Source organism: Lysinibacillus sp. NPDC097231 (genome assembly GCF_044761885.1).
Classification (GTDB): domain Bacteria; phylum Bacillota; class Bacilli; order Bacillales_A; family Planococcaceae; genus Lysinibacillus.
This window is the reverse complement of the sequence record NZ_JBIWDH010000029.1, coordinates 23,612-42,086: the sequence shown is the minus strand read 5'-3', so window position 1 is coordinate 42,086 and position 18,475 is coordinate 23,612. Positions and strand designations below refer to the sequence as shown.

At 38.5% G+C, this 18,475-nt stretch carries 15 protein-coding genes and 1 other annotated feature; of the genes, 6 read left to right on the top strand and 9 right to left on the bottom strand.

Going from position 1 to position 18,475, the window contains the following annotated elements; genetic code table 11:
- Positions 1 to 674: 674 nt before the first annotated feature.
- Positions 675 to 992 carry a hypothetical protein gene (locus ACIQXF_RS16535; protein ID WP_402784741.1) on the top strand — a complete coding sequence of 106 codons (318 nt, stop codon included), beginning with the start codon at positions 675 to 677 and terminating at the stop codon, positions 990 to 992.
- Positions 993 to 1,221: 229 nt separating this feature from the next.
- On the opposite strand, the gene yhaM is transcribed toward ACIQXF_RS16535, so the two are convergent.
- Genes yhaM through ACIQXF_RS16520 form a run of 3 tightly spaced genes read right to left on the bottom strand, consistent with a single transcriptional unit; the run spans position 1,222 to position 6,268 of the window.
- Entirely contained in the window at positions 1,222 to 2,160 is a 939-nt protein-coding gene (gene yhaM, locus ACIQXF_RS16530; protein ID WP_402784738.1) for a 3'-5' exoribonuclease YhaM, read from the bottom strand.
- Positions 2,157 to 5,048: an ATP-binding protein gene (locus ACIQXF_RS16525; RefSeq protein WP_402784735.1), complete on the bottom strand. Its 2,892-nt coding sequence runs from the start codon at positions 5,046 to 5,048 to the stop codon at positions 2,157 to 2,159. The genes yhaM and ACIQXF_RS16525 overlap by 4 nt, the downstream gene beginning before the upstream one ends.
- Positions 5,049 to 5,053: 5 nt before the next feature.
- Complete coding sequence (locus ACIQXF_RS16520) at positions 5,054 to 6,268, bottom strand: metallophosphoesterase family protein (protein WP_402784732.1); 1,215 nt, start codon at positions 6,266 to 6,268, stop codon at positions 5,054 to 5,056.
- 351 nt (positions 6,269 to 6,619) lie between these two features.
- Between ACIQXF_RS16520 and ACIQXF_RS16515 the strand changes: the two genes are divergently transcribed.
- Positions 6,620 to 6,805 (top strand): YhzD family protein, encoded by a 186-nt coding sequence (locus ACIQXF_RS16515; protein WP_402784729.1) that lies wholly within the window; start codon positions 6,620 to 6,622, stop codon positions 6,803 to 6,805.
- A gap of 59 nt (positions 6,806 to 6,864) precedes the next feature.
- Here the strand turns inward: ACIQXF_RS16515 and ACIQXF_RS16510 are convergent, their stop codons facing one another.
- Entirely contained in the window at positions 6,865 to 7,647 is a 783-nt protein-coding gene (locus ACIQXF_RS16510) for an enoyl-CoA hydratase (protein ID WP_402784726.1), read from the bottom strand.
- A gap of 138 nt (positions 7,648 to 7,785) precedes the next feature.
- Here ACIQXF_RS16510 and trhO point away from each other — a divergent pair, with 138 nt between their 5' ends.
- Entirely contained in the window at positions 7,786 to 8,757 is a 972-nt protein-coding gene (trhO, locus tag ACIQXF_RS16505; protein WP_402784723.1) for an oxygen-dependent tRNA uridine(34) hydroxylase TrhO, read from the top strand.
- Between the two features lie 449 nt (positions 8,758 to 9,206).
- On the opposite strand, the gene ACIQXF_RS16500 is transcribed toward trhO, so the two are convergent.
- Entirely contained in the window at positions 9,207 to 10,853 is a 1,647-nt protein-coding gene (locus tag ACIQXF_RS16500) for an FAD-binding dehydrogenase (protein WP_402784720.1), read from the bottom strand.
- Positions 10,854 to 11,262: 409 nt separating this feature from the next.
- Positions 11,263 to 11,501, top strand: a binding site (T-box leader).
- A gap of 168 nt (positions 11,502 to 11,669) precedes the next feature.
- Between ACIQXF_RS16500 and serA the strand changes: the two genes are divergently transcribed.
- The 3 genes from serA to ACIQXF_RS16485 all read left to right on the top strand — a co-directional run bounded on the left by serA (position 11,670) and on the right by ACIQXF_RS16485 (position 14,805).
- Positions 11,670 to 13,277 (top strand): phosphoglycerate dehydrogenase, encoded by a 1,608-nt coding sequence (gene serA, locus ACIQXF_RS16495; RefSeq protein ID WP_402784715.1) that lies wholly within the window; start codon positions 11,670 to 11,672, stop codon positions 13,275 to 13,277.
- A 108-nt stretch (positions 13,278 to 13,385) separates the two neighbouring features.
- Positions 13,386 to 13,883: an RNA polymerase sigma factor gene (locus ACIQXF_RS16490; protein WP_402784712.1), complete on the top strand. Its 498-nt coding sequence runs from the start codon at positions 13,386 to 13,388 to the stop codon at positions 13,881 to 13,883.
- Complete coding sequence (locus tag ACIQXF_RS16485; protein WP_402784709.1) at positions 13,870 to 14,805, top strand: hypothetical protein; 936 nt, start codon at positions 13,870 to 13,872, stop codon at positions 14,803 to 14,805. The genes ACIQXF_RS16490 and ACIQXF_RS16485 overlap by 14 nt, the downstream gene beginning before the upstream one ends.
- Before the next feature lie 128 nt (positions 14,806 to 14,933).
- Here ACIQXF_RS16485 and ACIQXF_RS16480 read toward each other — a convergent pair whose 3' ends face one another.
- The 4 genes from ACIQXF_RS16480 to dmpG are packed head-to-tail and all read right to left on the bottom strand — an operon-like array spanning position 14,934 to position 18,460.
- The gene (locus ACIQXF_RS16480; protein WP_402784706.1) at positions 14,934 to 16,409 is read right to left on the bottom strand and encodes an aldehyde dehydrogenase; all 1,476 of its coding nucleotides are present in this window, start codon (positions 16,407 to 16,409) and stop codon (positions 14,934 to 14,936) included.
- 13 nt (positions 16,410 to 16,422) lie between these two features.
- Positions 16,423 to 16,620: a 4-oxalocrotonate tautomerase gene (locus ACIQXF_RS16475; RefSeq protein WP_402784704.1), complete on the bottom strand. Its 198-nt coding sequence runs from the start codon at positions 16,618 to 16,620 to the stop codon at positions 16,423 to 16,425.
- Between the two features lie 17 nt (positions 16,621 to 16,637).
- Positions 16,638 to 17,429 carry a 2-keto-4-pentenoate hydratase gene (locus ACIQXF_RS16470; RefSeq protein WP_402784701.1) on the bottom strand — a complete coding sequence of 264 codons (792 nt, stop codon included), beginning with the start codon at positions 17,427 to 17,429 and terminating at the stop codon, positions 16,638 to 16,640.
- 17 nt (positions 17,430 to 17,446) lie between these two features.
- Positions 17,447 to 18,460, bottom strand: a complete 1,014-nt coding sequence (dmpG, locus tag ACIQXF_RS16465) for a 4-hydroxy-2-oxovalerate aldolase (RefSeq protein WP_402784698.1) — start codon at positions 18,458 to 18,460, stop codon at positions 17,447 to 17,449.
- Positions 18,461 to 18,475: the final 15 nt, after the last annotated feature.

The following is an 18,475-nucleotide window of genomic DNA, read 5'->3' as shown; positions in this document are numbered from 1 at the left end:
AAGGGCATGAAGTTAGCCGGTTTTATATACGGACTCACAAATGGTCCCAGATGCTAGTTGGCTTTTCTTCACTTCTACTATAAAAAATAGTAGCACAAACCATTGCCTTGGTTTGCACTACTATTTTTAGTATATTTTGTCATTTTTTCTATCTTTTTTATGTTCAAGAAATATTAATCTCCTGTCAAAAAGAACATGCTCTTTGTGCATATTCTTATTATTAGCAACTTGCCTTGTCCAAGTAGAAAGCTTCTTCACACTCATGACAGCAAAAGTAATCACCGCCTGCATGGACAATTTTTTAAGGTCTTTTTAAGCTTTCTATCGCATTGTGTACTCTTTCTAGAAAGATGGTACTATATCCCCTATTACGCGATTGGAAAGGTCATTCAAATCAATGAAGGTGCCGAAACATCGGGACGGGATTTAGTAGGTGGTACGATTTATATATCAAATCTGCCTGAGTGGATTTTCACTTGTCAAACATTGAATTATTTTGCTTACACAGGAAAATTTTTCTTGATATATTTATAACTAATGCTATAATTTGTATTAGTTACAAATATATCTAAAATATTACAAAAATAGATTTATTTTTACATTATAAAATATTTTTTGTACACCTTATTTAGATATCTTTTAACTATCATTTAATATAAGGAGTTGTTTCATTTATGAAAAAAAGCAAATTACTAACTGGTATTCTAGCTACATCAGCACTACTATTTTCAGGAGCAGTTTTACCTTCCGCTCAAGCAAGTGAAGGTAATATTACACCTACGTCAAGCACTGTAGAAAACACAATTACACCATTTGGTTCGTTTATTTTTGAAACAACGATCGAAATTAAAGGAGCACAAACACCCGTTCCTACTTTCATCGATTACAACGGAAGTGAAGGCTGGGGGAGACTTACTCTACAATATTGGCATTATGACGCAAGCCGAAATGTGACAGTGGCATTTTACAAAGGACTTCTAACAACTAAGTAATAACTTGCCGAACTGTTATATTTAATAAAGGTCAACTCAAAAATTTATTTGAGTTGACCTTTTTATTTTAATAATGATTTATTTATAGTTATCACAGCGATAATATTGGAAATCCTTTCGAACATTTTTATGTAATTATCGTAATATAACAGCTTTATAGAAAATATTCACAACAAATTAAGTAGAGCTATTGGGAAAATTCCACTTTCCCGATAGCTCCCTTACATACTTAAATTATAGCTGGTTTATAAAACGATCGATTATCGAGTGGGAATAGTCTCTCCGTAAATTCACCTGGGGCTGTTTTACCAAGTGCTCTTGTTAGCATATTCATCTTAGCATCTATGTTATCAATGTAATGCAAGATTTCCGCTTCCTGAATCATCGGTTTTTTCGGGCTACCCCACTCTTCTTTACCATGGTGAGACAATACCATATGCTGTAATAGCATTACCTCCTCACCTTCGATTTCTAGCTCACTAGCAATCTTAGCAATTTCGTTAACCATAATAGTAATATGGCCAAGTAAGTTTCCTTCGACCGTATACATTGTTGCGACAGGCCCTGATAGCTCAACAACTTTTCCGATATCATGTAAAATAATCCCTGCATATAACAGATCTCGGTTTAGCGTAGGATATAAATCCGTAATAGCTTTCCCTAGTTTTAACATTGATACCATATGATCCAGTAAGCCTGACGCATAATCGTGGTGATTTTTTGTTGCAGCAGGATAAACTAAAATAGCATCCTGATGTTTTTTAATAGCAGCTCGCGTAATACGTGAAATACTTGGATTTTTAATATCAAAGAAAAATTGCATTAATTCTTCATATAATTGTTCTTTTGGAGTTGCTGAGGAAGGAACTAGATCATTTATAGCAATTCCCTCCTCTGGTTTTGCAACACGAATCGCTTTTATACGCAATTGATTTTTGCCACGGTAGTCATGAATTTCTCCACCTACACGGACAATTGCCTCGGCATGATACATTTTTTCGTGTTCCTCATTTGTATCCCATAGCTTAGCCTCAATATCTCCACTTTTATCTTGTAATAACAGTGACATAAATGGCTTTCCAACTGTTGTAACCCCTTTTGTCGCCTGTTTAATTAATAGAAATTGATCAACTGATTCTCCAACTTGGAGCGTCGTAATACCCTTCATGTTGACGCTACTCCCCTTTCATTTGCTAGTGCTCCTACATCGACAATTTGGTCCTTCTGCCAATATTCGAGCATCGCGTCATGGCAAGTAAAATATAGAATTTGACGTTCATACCCTACTTCTTTCATTAATTGTACCATTTTGTCTGTACGGTTTCGATCAAAATGGACAAAAGGATCGTCCATAATAAATGGGAATGGGGCAGAAGCCGTAAGTGTTTTTGCTAAAGCCATGCGTAGCGAAATATACGCTTGTTCCTTCGTTGCCTGAGATAATTCCGCCATTTGATAGCGTAAGCCAGAAACATCCTGTGCAACAAAATAGCCTTCGTCATTAATGATAAGCTTTTCGTAACGACCACTCGTTAACAAATTAAAGATGCCATTAACCTCTGTCAGAACATGAGGTAATTTTTCTTCTCTAAGACGGAACAATGTCTCATGTATCGCAGTAGCTAATGCTTTTTTTGTAGCCCATTGCCCAATAAGCTGTTGCAATGCTGATTTCTCTTGCTCAAACTGCTGAAGCAATTGACCATATTTCTCATCATTTAGAAGATGCTCCTTTTGAATCTGTAATGTAGCTCGTTGTTCTAGGCATTGATCTACTTCTAACTGCATTGCCCCCTGTTCTTCTTCTAAAGAAAGTAGTTTTTCACTAAGCTGCTCTTCGTTTATCAAAGACTCTTTATCGGACACATTCAGTGAAGCTAGCTGACTGTTAATTGCTTGAAGCTCTGTCTTTAGTTTTTGCTGTTGCTCAAATTGATGATGTGCCTCATAATAAGCCTGCTCTTTTTGAACATCAGCAACGCTAAATAGCTGAGCAATTTCTGATTCATAGCTTTCTATATGAGACTGCACTCCTTGGATATTGGTTTTAAGGACAGGCAATTGTTCTTTTAGTTGTTGAGACGTCTGCTGCTCCTGCTGTATAGTAAGGAACGCAGTGCGCAGGTGCATAAAGATTTCCTGTTCACTATATTCTGCCTTTAATACCCTCTGTATCTGTTCATATAATCCATGTTTTTCAGCTTGTATCGTTTGTAGAAGGTTAAATGCATTCTTCTGTTTTGCTGCTAGTTCTTGAACTCCCCGAATGCGCATAAACAGCTCTGGTAATAATGTTCTTGGTACATTCCCCTCTAAACGATAGCGGCTTAAAAATTGCTGAAGCGACTGAGTGGCCTCTTCACTCACTAACTCAGTCTGCTGAATTTTATATTCAAGTTGCACATATTGACGTTCTTTTTCTTGCTGCTGCTCATTTATATGTGACACACGATCCTCAAGCCTTTGTTTTTTTAGTAGTATGGCCTGAGCGATATTTTCCTCTTGTTCTAACTCTCTTATTAATTGACTTTGCTGTTTACTTGGGGCTTCATGTGTCTGTCTACCAAATTTCAAATATAAAATAATAAATAGCGTCATAATGGCTCCAAAGACGATTACAGCCATATTTTTTTCAAAAACACCGTAAATAAACGCAAGGATACATATGGCTAATACAATAAATATAAAAACACTTGGTTGCTGCTGTTTCGAGCGCTTTGACCTTACATTTCGCAATTGTTCAAGCTTGCGTTTACAATGGGGCCACTGTGCTAAAATATGTTCTTCCTCAGTAGATAATGCCTCTTGTTGAAGCTGCTGTTTTTGTTGAGCGACTGTATCAAGTTCTGCATGTATCTGCTCAAGTGAACGCAAATGAAACTTTAGCTCTTCTTCTGTCTCTTGTAACAAGCTTAACTGGCGTTGAAAGTGTTCTTCTTGCTGCAATGACACAGTTTCCTCAAGCAAAATATCTTGCGCTGCTTTTTCTTGTACGCCTAATAAGCGAAACTGTGCTTCTATTTCTTGTTCAAGTAAATACTGATCATCCATTAAGTTCTGTTCTTTCACAACTAATTGATTCCACGTTGCTTCTTTATTCATAAGCCGAGCCATATCATGAATATCTTGCTCGTCCACTGTTAACTGCAATTTATTTTGTAGCGTTTGATACTGTTCCATCAACTGCTCCAGTTGTAGTGTTTCATGCAAAAGCCGATCCTTTAATTGCTCATAACGTCTTATTCCCTCTGGTGGAAATTGCACGTGTTCATAGTTCTTTAATGTATGCTTAAGAGCGTTTTGCTGTTTCATAATTGGCATCGCCTGCTTGAGTATTGTTAGCTGCTGCCAATTTTGCTGCTGTGCTTTTTGCTGACTATATAGTTCTTCTAACCTTTGTTCGAGCTGTTGTAATTGCAATAACTTGTCCTCAAAGGTCTGAATATTACCTTGTTCTTGTTTAATTGTGCGCTCCAGCTTTTTCAAATGCTCCAATTTTTGATTAATAAATGGAACCTTTCCTGATTTTTTAAAAAGCTCGCTTGCATCTTTGTCCAATTTCTTTTCAATCACCGATAACTGTTGAATTCCTGTTGTCCCAGAGGCAAGTAATAACTGTGTCAGCTCTTCCTCAGACATTTTTTCAATGCCCTGTAGCTCGTGTAATGAAAAGGAAAAAACGGACTCAAAGGATGCCCTGGAGTAACCATATAATAGTTTTGCTAAAAGCTCCTCATGCCCCGTTGTACCGTCTTCCAAATAAACTGTAACATCTCCAGTTGCCTTTCCTTTCACACGCTCTATGGTGCATTGTCCGTACGTTGGATGCCAAATCGTAAGCTGACCACCAAATTTAGTCGAAACTTTTGGTTCATATTTTCTTTGTGTCTGCTGCCTTGTGGGAAAACCGAAGAGCATTTGTAGAATAAACTGTTGAATGGTTGTTTTTCCTGCTTCATTCATACCATAAAAAATGGTCACACCTTCATGTAAGGAGATTGTGATGTTTTCATGCTTGCCAAAGCCATAAATTTGGATTTTTTGTATCGTTAGCATGTTTTTCACGCCCTTTGAATTTCTTCCGCTAATAATTCCTGTGCGTTGTGCAGTAAATTCTTAATGTCTTGTTCAGTTAAAGGCTCGATCAATCTCGCACCTCCAGCATGTTGATACAGGTCCTTTAAAATATCCTTCCACTCAGAAACATCCCACTGCTCCATTAAATGCACCACAGATTCAGTAGCGGCAGTATGTTCATATAATGCTGACGAATTATGCAACACAAGCTTTTGTACCCAGCACATCGGTTCAATTCCGTCCTCTGCCTCTCGAATTGTTTCTAGCCATGCATCTACTGAGGCATGCTCAAATAAAGACTGTGCTTGTTCATCTAGATTTTTTAGGTGTAGCTCAACAACAGATGCCCCATATTCTAGACGATTGCGTGTTAATGCTTCTTCACATTTTTTTAGTAGTTCATTTGCATGAAAAACATTCGTACAATCCACCTCTACTGTGTTATAAACAACAGCGGATGTTGCTATAAATTCTAATTCAGTGGAAGTATGCGATAAAGTAACGTCATAAAAGCCTTTTACTCCCTGCTCTTTGCGATGTCGACTTTGAATATTGCCTGGATAAACAATTGGTGGATTTTGGTGTAAAAGCTGACGTTTATGGATATGGCCCAAAGCCCAGTAATGATAGTTTTTTTCAAGAAGCTGTTCTTTTACGAAAGGAGCATAAACAGCGTGTGTAGTATCGCTAGCCTCACTACCATGGAGCATACCAATATGAATGGCATGCTGGTCCTGTGCAGCAGGATAACTATCAATCATTGATTCCTTTATATGACGTTCGCTATAGCTGAAACCATAAATATTGACTTGCTGACCACGTATTTTTAACTGAACAACACTAGTCTCAGCTGGTAATTCATAGACGTTGCTTGGTAAAGCAAAACGAGTCCAAGAACCATTTAAGTGATCGTGATTCCCATAGCTTAAAATCACAGGGATATTATGTTGAAAGAGTTTTTCCATTGCATCCTGAAATCGCCGTTGTGCCTGTAAACTACGATTTTCACCATCATATATATCACCGACAATTAGTAAAAAATCTGGTTTCTCTTGAATGGCTTTGTGAATAATTTTATCAAAAGCCTCAAAAGTACTTGCTCGAATCTTTTTAAAATTATGTTCAGGTAAACCAAATAAGCCTTTAAATGGACTATCTAAATGTAAATCCGCCATATGGAAAAAACGAATTGCTGACATCCAATCACCTCAAGTTATAAATAATTTGCACCTTGGCGTCACAATGTCCAGATTCTTGCTGGTACATTCTTTTGTCACTCACAAAGCTGTAACATAATTCAGCACATCGGAGTTGCCACTAAATCATTTTACTAATCACTTTTTGTCGAATCACGCCAATACCGAATATTTGTTCTATTTTATCATACTTCTCATTAGATGAGAAATTTATTCATAGAATATTCCCCCTTAGTATTGACTTAAACTTTCCACAATTTTCGAAATTTATCAAAATATTCGCTAGTTTTACCGTGAAGTTTACAAATCTTCTATGTATAATAGAGATATATTTAAGTAAAGGGTGGGGTTTGTATGGAGAATTATCGTTTTACAGCTTTTGAAAAAACTGGGGAAACACTATTTGACGAAACATGGACATTTGAAAACGATGAGGCTGCAAAAATCAACGGTCAACAACAAATCACGGAAAAGGGTGTTGCCGACAAAACTCATCGCCTCGTTAACGCTTCAGGTAAATTAATCTTATTCCATGTTTAATAGTGGCTAGTAAAAGGCACGTAGTACATTTTACTACGCGCCTTTACTCTTTTTATAATTTATTTACCGGCAAAGACAGGTGTTCTTTTTTCAACAAATGCATGAATTCCTTCTAAATGATCAGTCGTTTTACGCATTGCCGATTGTCCCTCTGCTTCCATTGCCAAAATACTCTCTAATTGCGGTAAATTTTGAGCATGAAGAATTTTTTTAGTCGTAATCATTGATGCAATTGGAGAGGCTAGCATTTTCCCAACTAACTGGTCTGCTACCGCAAAAACAGTCCCGTCTGCTGCAACGTAATCAATTAACCCTGCATCATGTGCTTCGGCTGCAGATAATACCTTACCTTCCCAAATCATTTGCTTAGCTTTGACAGTACCCACACGTTCTTTCATAAAGAAATGTCCGCCACCATCAGGGATAAGGCCTATACCAATGAAATTCATGGCAAGCTTACTATTTTCACATGCAACTATGATATCAGCCCCTAAGGCAAGACTAAAGCCTAAGCCTGCAGATGCACCATGAACCGCCGCTATAACAATCATTGGTAGTTGGTAATATGCCTTAACAATGCGTGTTAAATAAACCATTGCCTCATTTATATTAAGTGGTTTATTTGGATCTAGCATCGCCTTAATATCACCACCCGCTGAAAAGACTTTTCCTTCTCCACGAATGACAAGTACCTGAATATCTTGTTCCTGCTGTAGTGCCTCAAAACATTCTGCCAATTCACGCATCATGACATCATCCATAGCATTCATTGCCTGTGGTCGATTCAATGTTAATGTAGCACGACGTTCAATTTTTTCTAATGTAATCGTTGAAAATTCCATCCTAACACCCCCAAATATGAATAGTCATTCACTATGTACTATTCGTGTTTTTTTAGAAAACTCCTTCTATCCTACGCAAAATGGCACTTGATATGCTATATTTAAGGACGAATATTGATGTAAAGGTGGTTACGTATTATGACACAGAAAAACTTCCGTGTATTACTTTATTATAAATATATTGCTATTGATGACCCTGTAGCATTTGCAGAGGAGCATTTAGCATTTTGTAAAGAAATTGGACTACTGGGTCGCATTTTAGTTGGATATGAGGGGATAAACGGAACCGTTTCGGGTACAGTCGAGCAAACAGAGGCTTACATGAATCATATGAAAGCGAACCCACATTTTAGTGATATTATGTGGAAAATTGATGAGGCTGAAGGGCATGCTTTTAAAAAAATGCATGTGCGTCCTCGCCGTGAAATTGTACACTTAGGCTTAGAAGATGATATTAATCCATTAGAAATAACAGGTGATTATTTATCCCCTAAGGAATTTATGGAACGTATGCAGGAGGATAATACGGTAGTTATTGATGCACGTAATGATTATGAATATGACCTTGGGCATTTCCGTGGGGCCGTGCGTCCAGATATTGAAAACTTCCGTGAGCTACCAGCTTGGATGGACGCTCATAAGGAAGAGTTTACTGGTAAGAAAATTTTAACGTACTGCACAGGTGGTATTCGCTGTGAAAAATTCTCTGGCTGGTTAAAACGTGAGGGCTATGGCGAAAGCGTTGGACAATTACACGGCGGTATCGCTACCTATGCTAAAGATCCGGAAGTAAAGGGCCAGCTTTGGGATGGTCAAATGTTTATCTTTGACCGCCGTCGTAGTGTACCGATTAATCAGGTGGAGCATGTTGTTGTCGGAAAGGACTTCTTCACTGGTGAACCATCTGAGCGCTATACAAACTGTGCAAATCCTGAATGCCATAAATTAATGCTTTGTGAGGAAAAGCATGAGGCATTTTATATGCGCAGCTGTTCAGACGATTGCCGTCGTGCAAAACGTAACTTCTTCGTTGAAGAAAATGGTTGGACAAAAGAGCAGGTAGAGGAACAAATCACTAAAATTGCTCAGGTTCAAGCATCTGCACTTTAATTTTCCACCTCACAATGAACATACACTATTAACTTCTATTGTGGATCAGTGAACCACCAAAAAGCATCTTCCAATTGAGAGATGCTTTTTTTAATATTATCCTTTTGATGCGTTGTCATCATTCTTAAAATTTGTTTCCCTTTTTCAAACGTCTACTCTCAGTCTATGATCATCAGTAATTGTAACCTTTACCAGAGTTCAGTGCTTTCACTTCTTACCATGGCATTTTTCCCTTGTACCAGAGCGGTCTTACTCCTTACCCGAGCGATTTTCCCTGTATCAGAGCGATTTCACTCCTTACCTGAGCGATTTTTCCTTGTATCAGAGCGGTTTCACTCCTTACCTGAGCAATTTTCCCTTGTACCAGAGCAGTTTCACTCCTTACCCGAGCAATTCTCCCCTGTACCAGAGCAGTTTCTCCTCTCAAAGAAGCTTTCTAAATTTTAATATTACCTTTTTGCTAAAAAACGCCCTACCTGTCGCCCACTAAATAAACAACCGCCAACAAATGTCCCCTCTAAAGCTCGGTATCCATGCACGCCGCCACCACCAAAGCCACTAACTTCGCCTGCTGCGTATAGACCTGGTACAGGCTTACCATCCATTCCTAGCACTGCACCATCTAAATTCGTCTGCAGGCCTCCTAGTGTTTTACGTGTTAAAATATTTAATCGAACCGCGATCAACGGCCAATTTTGTGTATCTAATATTTTGTGGGGTTTCGCAACACGCACAATTTTATCACCAATATAATTCCTTGCGCCATGAATTGCATTCACCTGCAAATCCTTTGTAAACTTATTATCCATTTCACGATCTCTTGCTAAAATTTGCTCTTTTATTTTCATGAAATCAAGAAGTTCGTTTCCAGCCAATTTGTTCATACCATTCACTAACTCCTTTAAATCATGCGCAATCACAAAATCCTCCCCATGATTTTTAAATGCTTGAATAGGGGCAGGTGGACCTGGTAAAACACGTTTCAGAACATCACTAATGCTTCTATTTGTTAAATCAGGGTTTTGTTCTGAGCCTGATAGGGCAAATTCCTTTTCAATAATCTTTTCAGTTAAAATAAACCACGAATAATCATAGCCCGTTTTTTGAATAGCTTCCAGTGTACTTAATGTATCAAAACCTGGGAAATTCGGTGCTCCAAATCGATTGCCCTCTGCATCAAACCATAATGAGGAAGGGCCAGGTAAAATTCGAATACCGTGATTTGGCCAAATTGGGTCCCAATTTTTCAAGCCCTCTGTATAGTGCCACATGCGATCTCGATTGACGATACGCCCCCCGGCATGTTCAGTAATTTCTAGCATTCTGCCATCTACATAGGCAGGCACACCGCAGACCATATTTTTTGGTGGTGTTCCGAGTCGTTCCGGCCAATTCTTCCTTACTAAATCAAAATTTGCGCCTATTCCACCACTAGCCACAATAACTGCTTCGGCTTCATAGGAAAATTCGCCAATGCCGATTCTTGAGCTTTTCTCACCGCGACTTGCATAGCTTTCAGCCAAAATTGTCCCACTAATTCCAACAATTTTTCCTTCTTGTTGTATAAATTCATCCACGCGATGTCTCGGTTTAAAATCTATCAGCCCGTCCTTTATAGCTTTTTTTACTTTATCAGCGAAAGGCTTTACAATGCCAGGTCCTGTTCCCCATACAATATGGAACCTAGGTACCGAATTCCCGTGTCCCCCTGCTAATGAGCCTCCACGTTCTGCCCAACCAACTATAGGAAAAAATTTAATACCTATTGACCTTAGCCATTCATATTTTTCGCCAGCCGCGAAATCAACATAAGCTCTCGCCCATTTATATGCCCACGAATCTTCATCTTCCAAGCGATCAAAGCCAGCCGCCCCTTGCCAATCCTGCCAGGCGAGCTCTTTACTATCTTTAATACCAAGCCTTCTTTGCTCAGGTGAATTTACTAAAAATAGACCACCAAAAGACCAAAATGCCTGCCCCCCCATTGAGTTTTCGGGTTCTTGGTCTACTAAAAGAATTCTTTTCTTTGCATCAATTAACTCACAGGCTGCGACTAAACCTGCCAGTCCAGCACCAACAATTGCTACATCATACATCTTTCTACACCCCCAAAAATCAATCTTACTTTACTTACATTCTTCTCTAATTGCGTGTTTACCTTCTACACTTCGCAATTTTGACGAAAATGTGACGAGAAAAAATTGTTCGCATTCCCCCTTAAAACAAAGAGAGTATTACTCAAAAAATCTATCTTATTCCAATTAATTCCCATATAATTTTCGACCGCTACTTTTCATTAAACGCCTATGTTATCTGACTTAGCACATTTCGTTAGCGCTTTCATTGTCCTTCCCAAGAATACGAACAATAAACAGGAGGAATTCCATGAATATTCGTAAATGGTTATTTTTCAGACTTTAGAAGTCAATATTTTTAATATTTTTTAGAATTATTGTTGACAAAGGTGAACAATAGGGATTATGATGTTAACAAATTTAATTACACAAAAATATAACGACGGAGACACACTAGTCGCAAGAAAATCCCAAGAGAGCTGATGGTCGGTGTAAATCAGTGATTTCTACGATAATAGTTCCACTCCTGAATAGATAAGCCGAACAATCCAAAGTAAGCTTATCCGTCACATGCACGTTACGCATATAGCTAAGACTGCAAGATATCTTTCAAGCAGTAATTAAGGGTGGTACCGCGAACCAATGTTTATTCAGCCTTTCGCCCCTTACAACACAATATCTGTGCTTGTAAGGCGGTGGAAGGCTTTTTTATCTTCATTCACATGGAAATAGAAAGGAGATTGTTTGCATGCTGTAAGATGTTTGAATTTTACAAATTCCAGACTGTCGTACTATAGAGGCCACTAACAACTTTAATTAAAAAGGAGCTAATTACAAATGACTACTGCAACAAAAACAATTAACGTATTTATCGCTGATCCACTAAGTGAAGATGGTATTTTCCCACTTCGACAAGAACAAGATTTAGACCTAAATATCATTGTAGATACTGGTCTTGCACCAGAAGAATTAATCGCAAAAATCGCGGATGTAGATGTATTACTAGTTCGTTCTCAAACAACTGTAACTCGCGAAGTAATCGAAGCAGCTAAAAACTTAAAACTTATTGGACGTGCTGGTGTAGGGGTCGACAACATTGATTTAGCAGCTGCAACTGAACATGGTATTATCGTTGTCAATGCACCAGACGGTAACACTAACTCTGCTGCTGAGCATACAATTGCCATGATGACTTCACTTGCTCGTCATATCCCACAAGCATTTAACACTTTAAAAAATGGTAAATGGGATCGTAAATCATATGTTGGGGTTGAGCTAAAAAATAAAACTTTAGGTGTTGTAGGCTTCGGTCGTATCGGTGTTGAAGTGGCTTATCGTGCAAAAGGTCAACGCATGAACGTTATGGCATACGATCCATTCCTAACTGATGAACGCGCTAAAGAGTTAGGGGTAACAAAATCGACAGTTGAAGAAATTTGTGCAAATGCAGATTTCATTACAGTACACACACCACTTCTTCCTGAAACACGTAACCTTATTAACAAAGAAAAATTCGCTATGATGAAAGACGGTGTACGTATTATTAACTGTGCACGTGGCGGCATTATCAATGAGGATGATTTATATGATGCCATCGTAGAAGGTAAAGTAGCTGGTGCTGCTCTTGACGTATTCGTATCTGAGCCTGCAACAGATCACAAGCTACTGACTTTACCACAAGTGATCGCAACACCTCACTTAGGTGCATCTACAATTGAAGCACAAGAGTCTGTAGCTGTTGACGTATCAAATGACATTATTAAATTTTATAAAACAGGTACTGTAACAAACCCAGTAAATATGCCATCTATTCCAAAAGAGCTACTTGCACAGGTTGAACCTTTCTTCGAATTAGCTGAAAAGCTTGGTTCATTCTTATCTCAAGTGACTACTGAACCTGTGAAAGAAATTAATTTATCTTATGCTGGTGAAGTGGCAAACTATGATGTACGTCCATTAACTTCAAATGCTTTAAAAGGACTATTATCTAAAAATCACGGTAATCATGTGAATGACGTAAATGCTCGCTACTTATCTGAACGCATAGGCATGAAAATTAATGAGCATAAAACAACAACTGCTAAAGGCTTCACTAGCTTAATTACAATTGAAATTAAAACAGCAAATGAAATACACACTGTAGCTGGTACATTATTAAACGGTCTAGGTGCACGTATTGTTAAAGTAGAAGATTATGTTGTAGACGTTATTCCACAAGGTCACCTTCTTTACATTAAAAATACTGATAAACCAGGTGCAATCGGCCGCGTAGCAACGAAGCTAGCAGAAAAAGATATCAACATCGCAACTATGCAGGTTGGTCGTGCACAAGTTGGCGGAACAGCTGTCATGATGTTAACAATCGACAATGTGGTAACAGAAGAAGATTTAACATTCGTAGCACAGCTTGAAAATATTGATGAAGTAAAAGCGATTAGCCTATAAAATATTGATTTATTAGCAGGGAGTATTTGTACTCTCTGCTTTTTATTTTTTTGTAAAATGATACTTTTTTGAAAATCGTTCGTCTTAGAAAGAAAGGAGGTGCACATTTTGACGTTTGAAGAGCTATTTTACTTACATAATCAAAGCATTTTTAAATACTTATATTACTTACTCAATGATGAAAAATTAGCGGAGGATTTCACGCAGGAGACATTTGTTCGATTTTTCAATTATCAGCAATCAATTAAAGAAGGGGCAGAGCTTGCCTGGCTTAGAAGCACTGCTCGTAATCTAGCCTACGATCATTACCGTCGAAAAAGGCTTATACAATTTGTACCGTTTTTAAACGATCATGAGGAACTTGAGCCGAACTTACCACACCAATGGCTCATCCAGCAGGAAGATGCAAAGATGCTTTATCTTGCCATTAGTAAACTTAAGCTTACTTATCGTGATGTCATTATTTTACGTAAAATCGAGGAACTATCCATTCAGGAGACATGTGATGTACTAGGTTGGAATGAAGGAAAGGTAAAAAACACTTTAAAACGTGCACTTGTAGCATTAAAAAAGCAGCTTGGAGGTGAATTCAATGAAGAACTATGAAAAAACCTGGCGTCATTTACGTGATCTAAAGTTAACAAAGCAGCAGCAGGACAAAATACTGCATAACATTACTACACCTACTCCAATAGAAAAACGAGCACTCAAAAAGGCATGGAAAATGCCTGCAGTGTCCTTGCTATTTATCACAGTTCTTTCTATTTTAATTTTGTCCTTTATCCAAAGGCCAGTTAGCTCTCCGCTCACAGCAGATACAAACAAAACAATTGCTAAAGTCTATGTACATACCAATGAAAACAATGAAACCTTTATAGCAAAAGCATCGTGCCTTTATGTACCTCAGCAATGCTATATTAATAAGCAATTTTTATTCCAGTTACAAAAACAAATGAAGCATGCACCTACAGTTTCAGTAACAGCTCAACAGTGGGAAGCAAATGGTTACTTTAAACCTCAAGATTTGTTGGTTGTCTATTCAGACGGTACTCAGGAAAAATGGAAGATACTAAACAATGACACCTTCTTTAATGTCCAAACTGAGCATGCCATTCAACCCGAAAAAGCGTTTGATTCACTAAAGTATTATTACTATGACGATAAACGTTCAATCAAAATGATTCTAGGAAATATCTTTATATTACTTACGCAATTCATACTTTGGCTAGCTAAAAAAAGAATGCCTCATACCGAACGACGCTTTTTTGCTGCTACAGTTGAACATGCCATCGCAAACGCTATTATGCTAGTATTGTTTGCAGGTATTTTATTTGCTATCTATTTACTGATGCATTCCATACACGCTACGATTATATACAGCTTATTTACGCTATACTCTATTATGCAAATATACTATCGTAAAAAAGCAGGTGAACCTCGAGGTTACCTAATAGCTAGCGCTGTGGTTCAACTATGTATTGCAATTGCCTTAACATGGCTATATCTTGCATTTAATGCACACTTTTAAGCGAAAGTTTCGATAAAGTTCGAGTTTGTTTCGATATTTTTCTAAAAAGTTTCGATAAAACCTCAATTTGTTTCGATAAAGTGCAATTTTAATCAGTGGAGGGCCTCTTCGTCCCCCACTGATTATTTTCACTTTAACGCAATACAAATATTTTTTGCTTCTGTGAAAAATTCCAAGCTATGGTGACCACCTTCTCGTCCTACGCCACTCTTTTTAAAGCCTCCAAACGGCGCACGTAAATCACGCACAAACCAGCAATTTACCCAAATCGTCCCTGCACGTACATCATGTGAAATACGATGTGCACGCTGTAGATTATCAGTCCAGACAACTGCATTTAAACCGTACTCTGTTCCATTCGCTATCGCAAGCGCCTCTTCCTCTGTATCAAACGGGATAATTGTCACGATAGGGCCAAATATTTCCTCTTGGCAAATACGTGCTTGTGGATTTTCTTGTAAATAGATAGTCGGTTGCAAATAATAGCCCGTACTTAAATACGATGGTAACTCAGGACGTTCACCGCCATAAATAAGCGTAGAATTTTCATATTCAGCGATACTTAAATAGCTTGTTACCTTGTTATAATGTGTTTCACTTACAACTGGCCCCATATTCGTTTTTGAATCTTGAGGATCACCAACAACTAATGCTGCAGCCGCTTCTTTAAAACGTGTTAGGAATTCATCCAAGATTGTACGTTGCACTAAAATCCGCGACCCTGCTAGACAAACTTGACCGGAATTCATAAACGCAGCTTGAATCGATACTGGGATGGCTTTGTCTAAGTTTGCATCTTCAAAAATAATATTTGCGGCCTTACCACCTAATTCAAAGGAAACTTTTTTCAATGAATCAGCACCGTTTTTCATGATGGCTTTCCCTGTCGTTGTTTCTCCAGTGAAGGAAATTAAATCGACTTCAGGATGAGTCGTCATAAATTCTCCTGCTGATTGTACACCAAAGCCATGGACAACGTTAACCACGCCGTCTGGAATGCCCGCCTGTTGTGCAATCTCACCAAGTAACGATACGGTTAATGGTGTAATTTCCGCTGGCTTTATGACCGCTGTATTCCCTGAAGCTAAACATGGACCAAGCTTCCACGTTGTTAGCATAAACGGTAAATTCCAAGGGGTAATTAACGCAGCAACTCCAACTGGTTCATAGCGCGTATAATTTAAATAAGCATCGTCCATCGGATATACTTCGCCGCCTTGCTGTTCCATAAAATCAGCAAAAAACTTTAAATTTTCTGCGGCACGAGGAATTTCACGTTCTAATGCTACTTGATAGGGCTTACCTACATCCAATGCCTCTAAGCGTGCTAATTCCTCTTTTCGTTCAAGAATAATCTCTGCCATCCGACGAATTTTCGCTAAACGTTCAGATAAAGGCATTGTACGCCATGGCCCTTCTTCAAAGGCTTGTCGTGCTGCTTCACACGCCCGATCCACATCCTCAAAGCTTGCTTCATGGACTTTTGCAATAATTTCCTGGGTCGCAGGATTTTTCACCTCAAACAATATTTGAGAAGAAGATTCTACGTATTCTCCATTTATAAATAGCTTGACTTCTTTCAATTTCGTTTCTGTATTCCCCATGCTAGACCACTCCTTATTCTTCATTTTGTCGACGTTGGATGGACTTCCCTGCAATTCCCCAATGAGAACTTGGAATCTCATTTAAGCACACACGAACCGTCTCAAGTGGTGCATCTAATACAGATGAAACAGTTTTACTCACTTCTTCAATTAACTGTTCCTTTTGCTCTGCTGTACGTCCTTCAATAAACGTTACTTGAATATATGGCATGTCACCCTCCTCCTTTTCTATTGGTCTACTCGAACTGTTAACGACTCTATTCCATCAAAGCTTACAGTAAAGCAGTCCCCTGCATGCATTGTTGCAGAGCCTGTTAATGCGCCACTTAGCACAACATCTCCTGCCAGAATGTGTTGTCCACGAGCGATTAGTTTATTTGCCATCCAAGCAATGGCACGCGCTGGATGCCCCATAATGGAGCCAGCTGTACTCGTTGCAAAAATTTCATTATTTTGTTTAAAGATACAGCCCATGTTCACAAGATCTACTTCATCTACCGCATATTTATGCGAACTCACTATGTAACGTGAGGAAGAAGAGTTATCAGCAATCACATCTGGTAACGTGAAATTGAAATTCAAATAACGACTATCGATAATTTCCATCGCAGGTACTATATAATCTGTTGCTTCTAATACTTGTGCAACAGTTATAACTGGACCGAGTAAATCCTGCTTAAATACGAAGGCAATCTCTGGCTCAATTTTTGGATGAATTAGAGACTTTAATGATATTGGCAGTTGTGCGTTTAATTCCATATTAGCTAACAGCACACCGTAAGAGGGCTCATGCACACCCATCATTTGCTGTTTAGCTTTACTTGTTAAGCCAAGCTTTCGTCCAGAAATGGTCGTTTGCTCATGCTGACACTTAAGTTCTATTAGTTTGTCTTGAATATCATAGGCAGTCTCCACCGTCAACTCTGGATATTGATCGACAAACTTTGTGACCTCATACACATTTTTCTCTGCTTTATACAACTCATATGCTATTTGGTCCAGTGTAGCGGTTTTCAACATCGATCATTCCTCCGTTTCTAATTTACTATCTGTTTAAGATTGGATATTTCACGAGCAATTTCTGCGATTAAATCCTCTTGCCCACCTACCACTTTCCTTTTGCCAAGCTCCACTAAAACTTCACGTTCATCTACGTTATATTTTTTTGCCGCTTCCTGCGTAAATAATAAAAAGCTAGAGTAGACACCAGCGTAGCCCATCATTAGACTAGAGCCTGTTATTTCTTGCGGCCGTGGCATAATTGGCGCAACTACTTCATTCGCAACATCTATTACACTATATAAATCAATGCCTGTTTCATAACCTAAACGATCAAGAACCGCAACCATTACTTCAGTTTGTGTATTACCACTACCAGCACCTAAACAGCGTAAACTACCGTCCACATACGTAGCACCTGCTTCAACAGCAGCTAGAGTATTTGCTAGAGCAAGGGATAAATTATTATGGGCATGGAAACCTATTTCGCAAGAAACATGCTCCTTCAATGCTGCTACTCGTTCCTTAACCTCATGAGGTAGCATGGCACCTGCTGAGTCAGTTACATAAATTATTTCAGCACCATAACTTTCAAATAACTTCGCTTGCTCTACTATTACAGATGTTGGAGCCATATGCGCCATCATTAAAAATCCAACTGTTTTCAAGCCTAACTCTCGACTTAAGTAAATATGTTGAGCAGCAACATTGGCTTCGGTTACATGTGTTGCAACACGCGCCATTTTAGCTCCAGCCTTCACTGCATTTTTTAAATCTTCCTTAATACCTATACCAGGTAATATCAAAACTGAAATAGCTGAGTCACCACATTCTTCTCTCGCTGCTTCGATCAACTTCAGTTCATCTACTTTTGAAAAACCATATTGTAAAGAAGAGCCCCCTAATCCATCTCCGTGTGATACTTCAAAATATTTCACTTTTGCTTTCCTTAAACCACGAGCTACATCTCTCACTTGCTGCTCTGTAAATGCATGGCGCATTGAATGACTACCATCACGCAATGTCACATCCAAAACTGTTAAATTTTTCATTTCACTCGCCTCCGC

Coding starts and splice junctions, on each gene's coding strand:
- trhO (WP_402784723.1), top strand. CDS start 7,786: ATGACACAGAAAAACTTCCGTGTATTACTTTATTATAAATATATTGCT.
- ACIQXF_RS16475 (WP_402784704.1), bottom strand. CDS start 16,620: ATGCCATATATTCAAGTAACGTTTATTGAAGGACGTACAGCAGAGCAA.
- ACIQXF_RS16485 (WP_402784709.1), top strand. CDS start 13,870: ATGAAGAACTATGAAAAAACCTGGCGTCATTTACGTGATCTAAAGTTA.
- dmpG (WP_402784698.1), bottom strand. CDS start 18,460: ATGAAAAATTTAACAGTTTTGGATGTGACATTGCGTGATGGTAGTCAT.
- ACIQXF_RS16525 (WP_402784735.1), bottom strand. CDS start 5,048: ATGCTAACGATACAAAAAATCCAAATTTATGGCTTTGGCAAGCATGAA.
- ACIQXF_RS16510 (WP_402784726.1), bottom strand. CDS start 7,647: ATGGAATTTTCAACGATTACATTAGAAAAAATTGAACGTCGTGCTACA.
- ACIQXF_RS16500 (WP_402784720.1), bottom strand. CDS start 10,853: ATGTATGATGTAGCAATTGTTGGTGCTGGACTGGCAGGTTTAGTCGCA.
- ACIQXF_RS16520 (WP_402784732.1), bottom strand. CDS start 6,268: ATGTCAGCAATTCGTTTTTTCCATATGGCGGATTTACATTTAGATAGT.
- yhaM (WP_402784738.1), bottom strand. CDS start 2,160: ATGAAGGGTATTACGACGCTCCAAGTTGGAGAATCAGTTGATCAATTT.
- ACIQXF_RS16535 (WP_402784741.1), top strand. CDS start 675: ATGAAAAAAAGCAAATTACTAACTGGTATTCTAGCTACATCAGCACTA.
- serA (WP_402784715.1), top strand. CDS start 11,670: ATGACTACTGCAACAAAAACAATTAACGTATTTATCGCTGATCCACTA.
- ACIQXF_RS16470 (WP_402784701.1), bottom strand. CDS start 17,429: ATGTTGAAAACCGCTACACTGGACCAAATAGCATATGAGTTGTATAAA.
- ACIQXF_RS16515 (WP_402784729.1), top strand. CDS start 6,620: ATGGAGAATTATCGTTTTACAGCTTTTGAAAAAACTGGGGAAACACTA.
- ACIQXF_RS16480 (WP_402784706.1), bottom strand. CDS start 16,409: ATGGGGAATACAGAAACGAAATTGAAAGAAGTCAAGCTATTTATAAAT.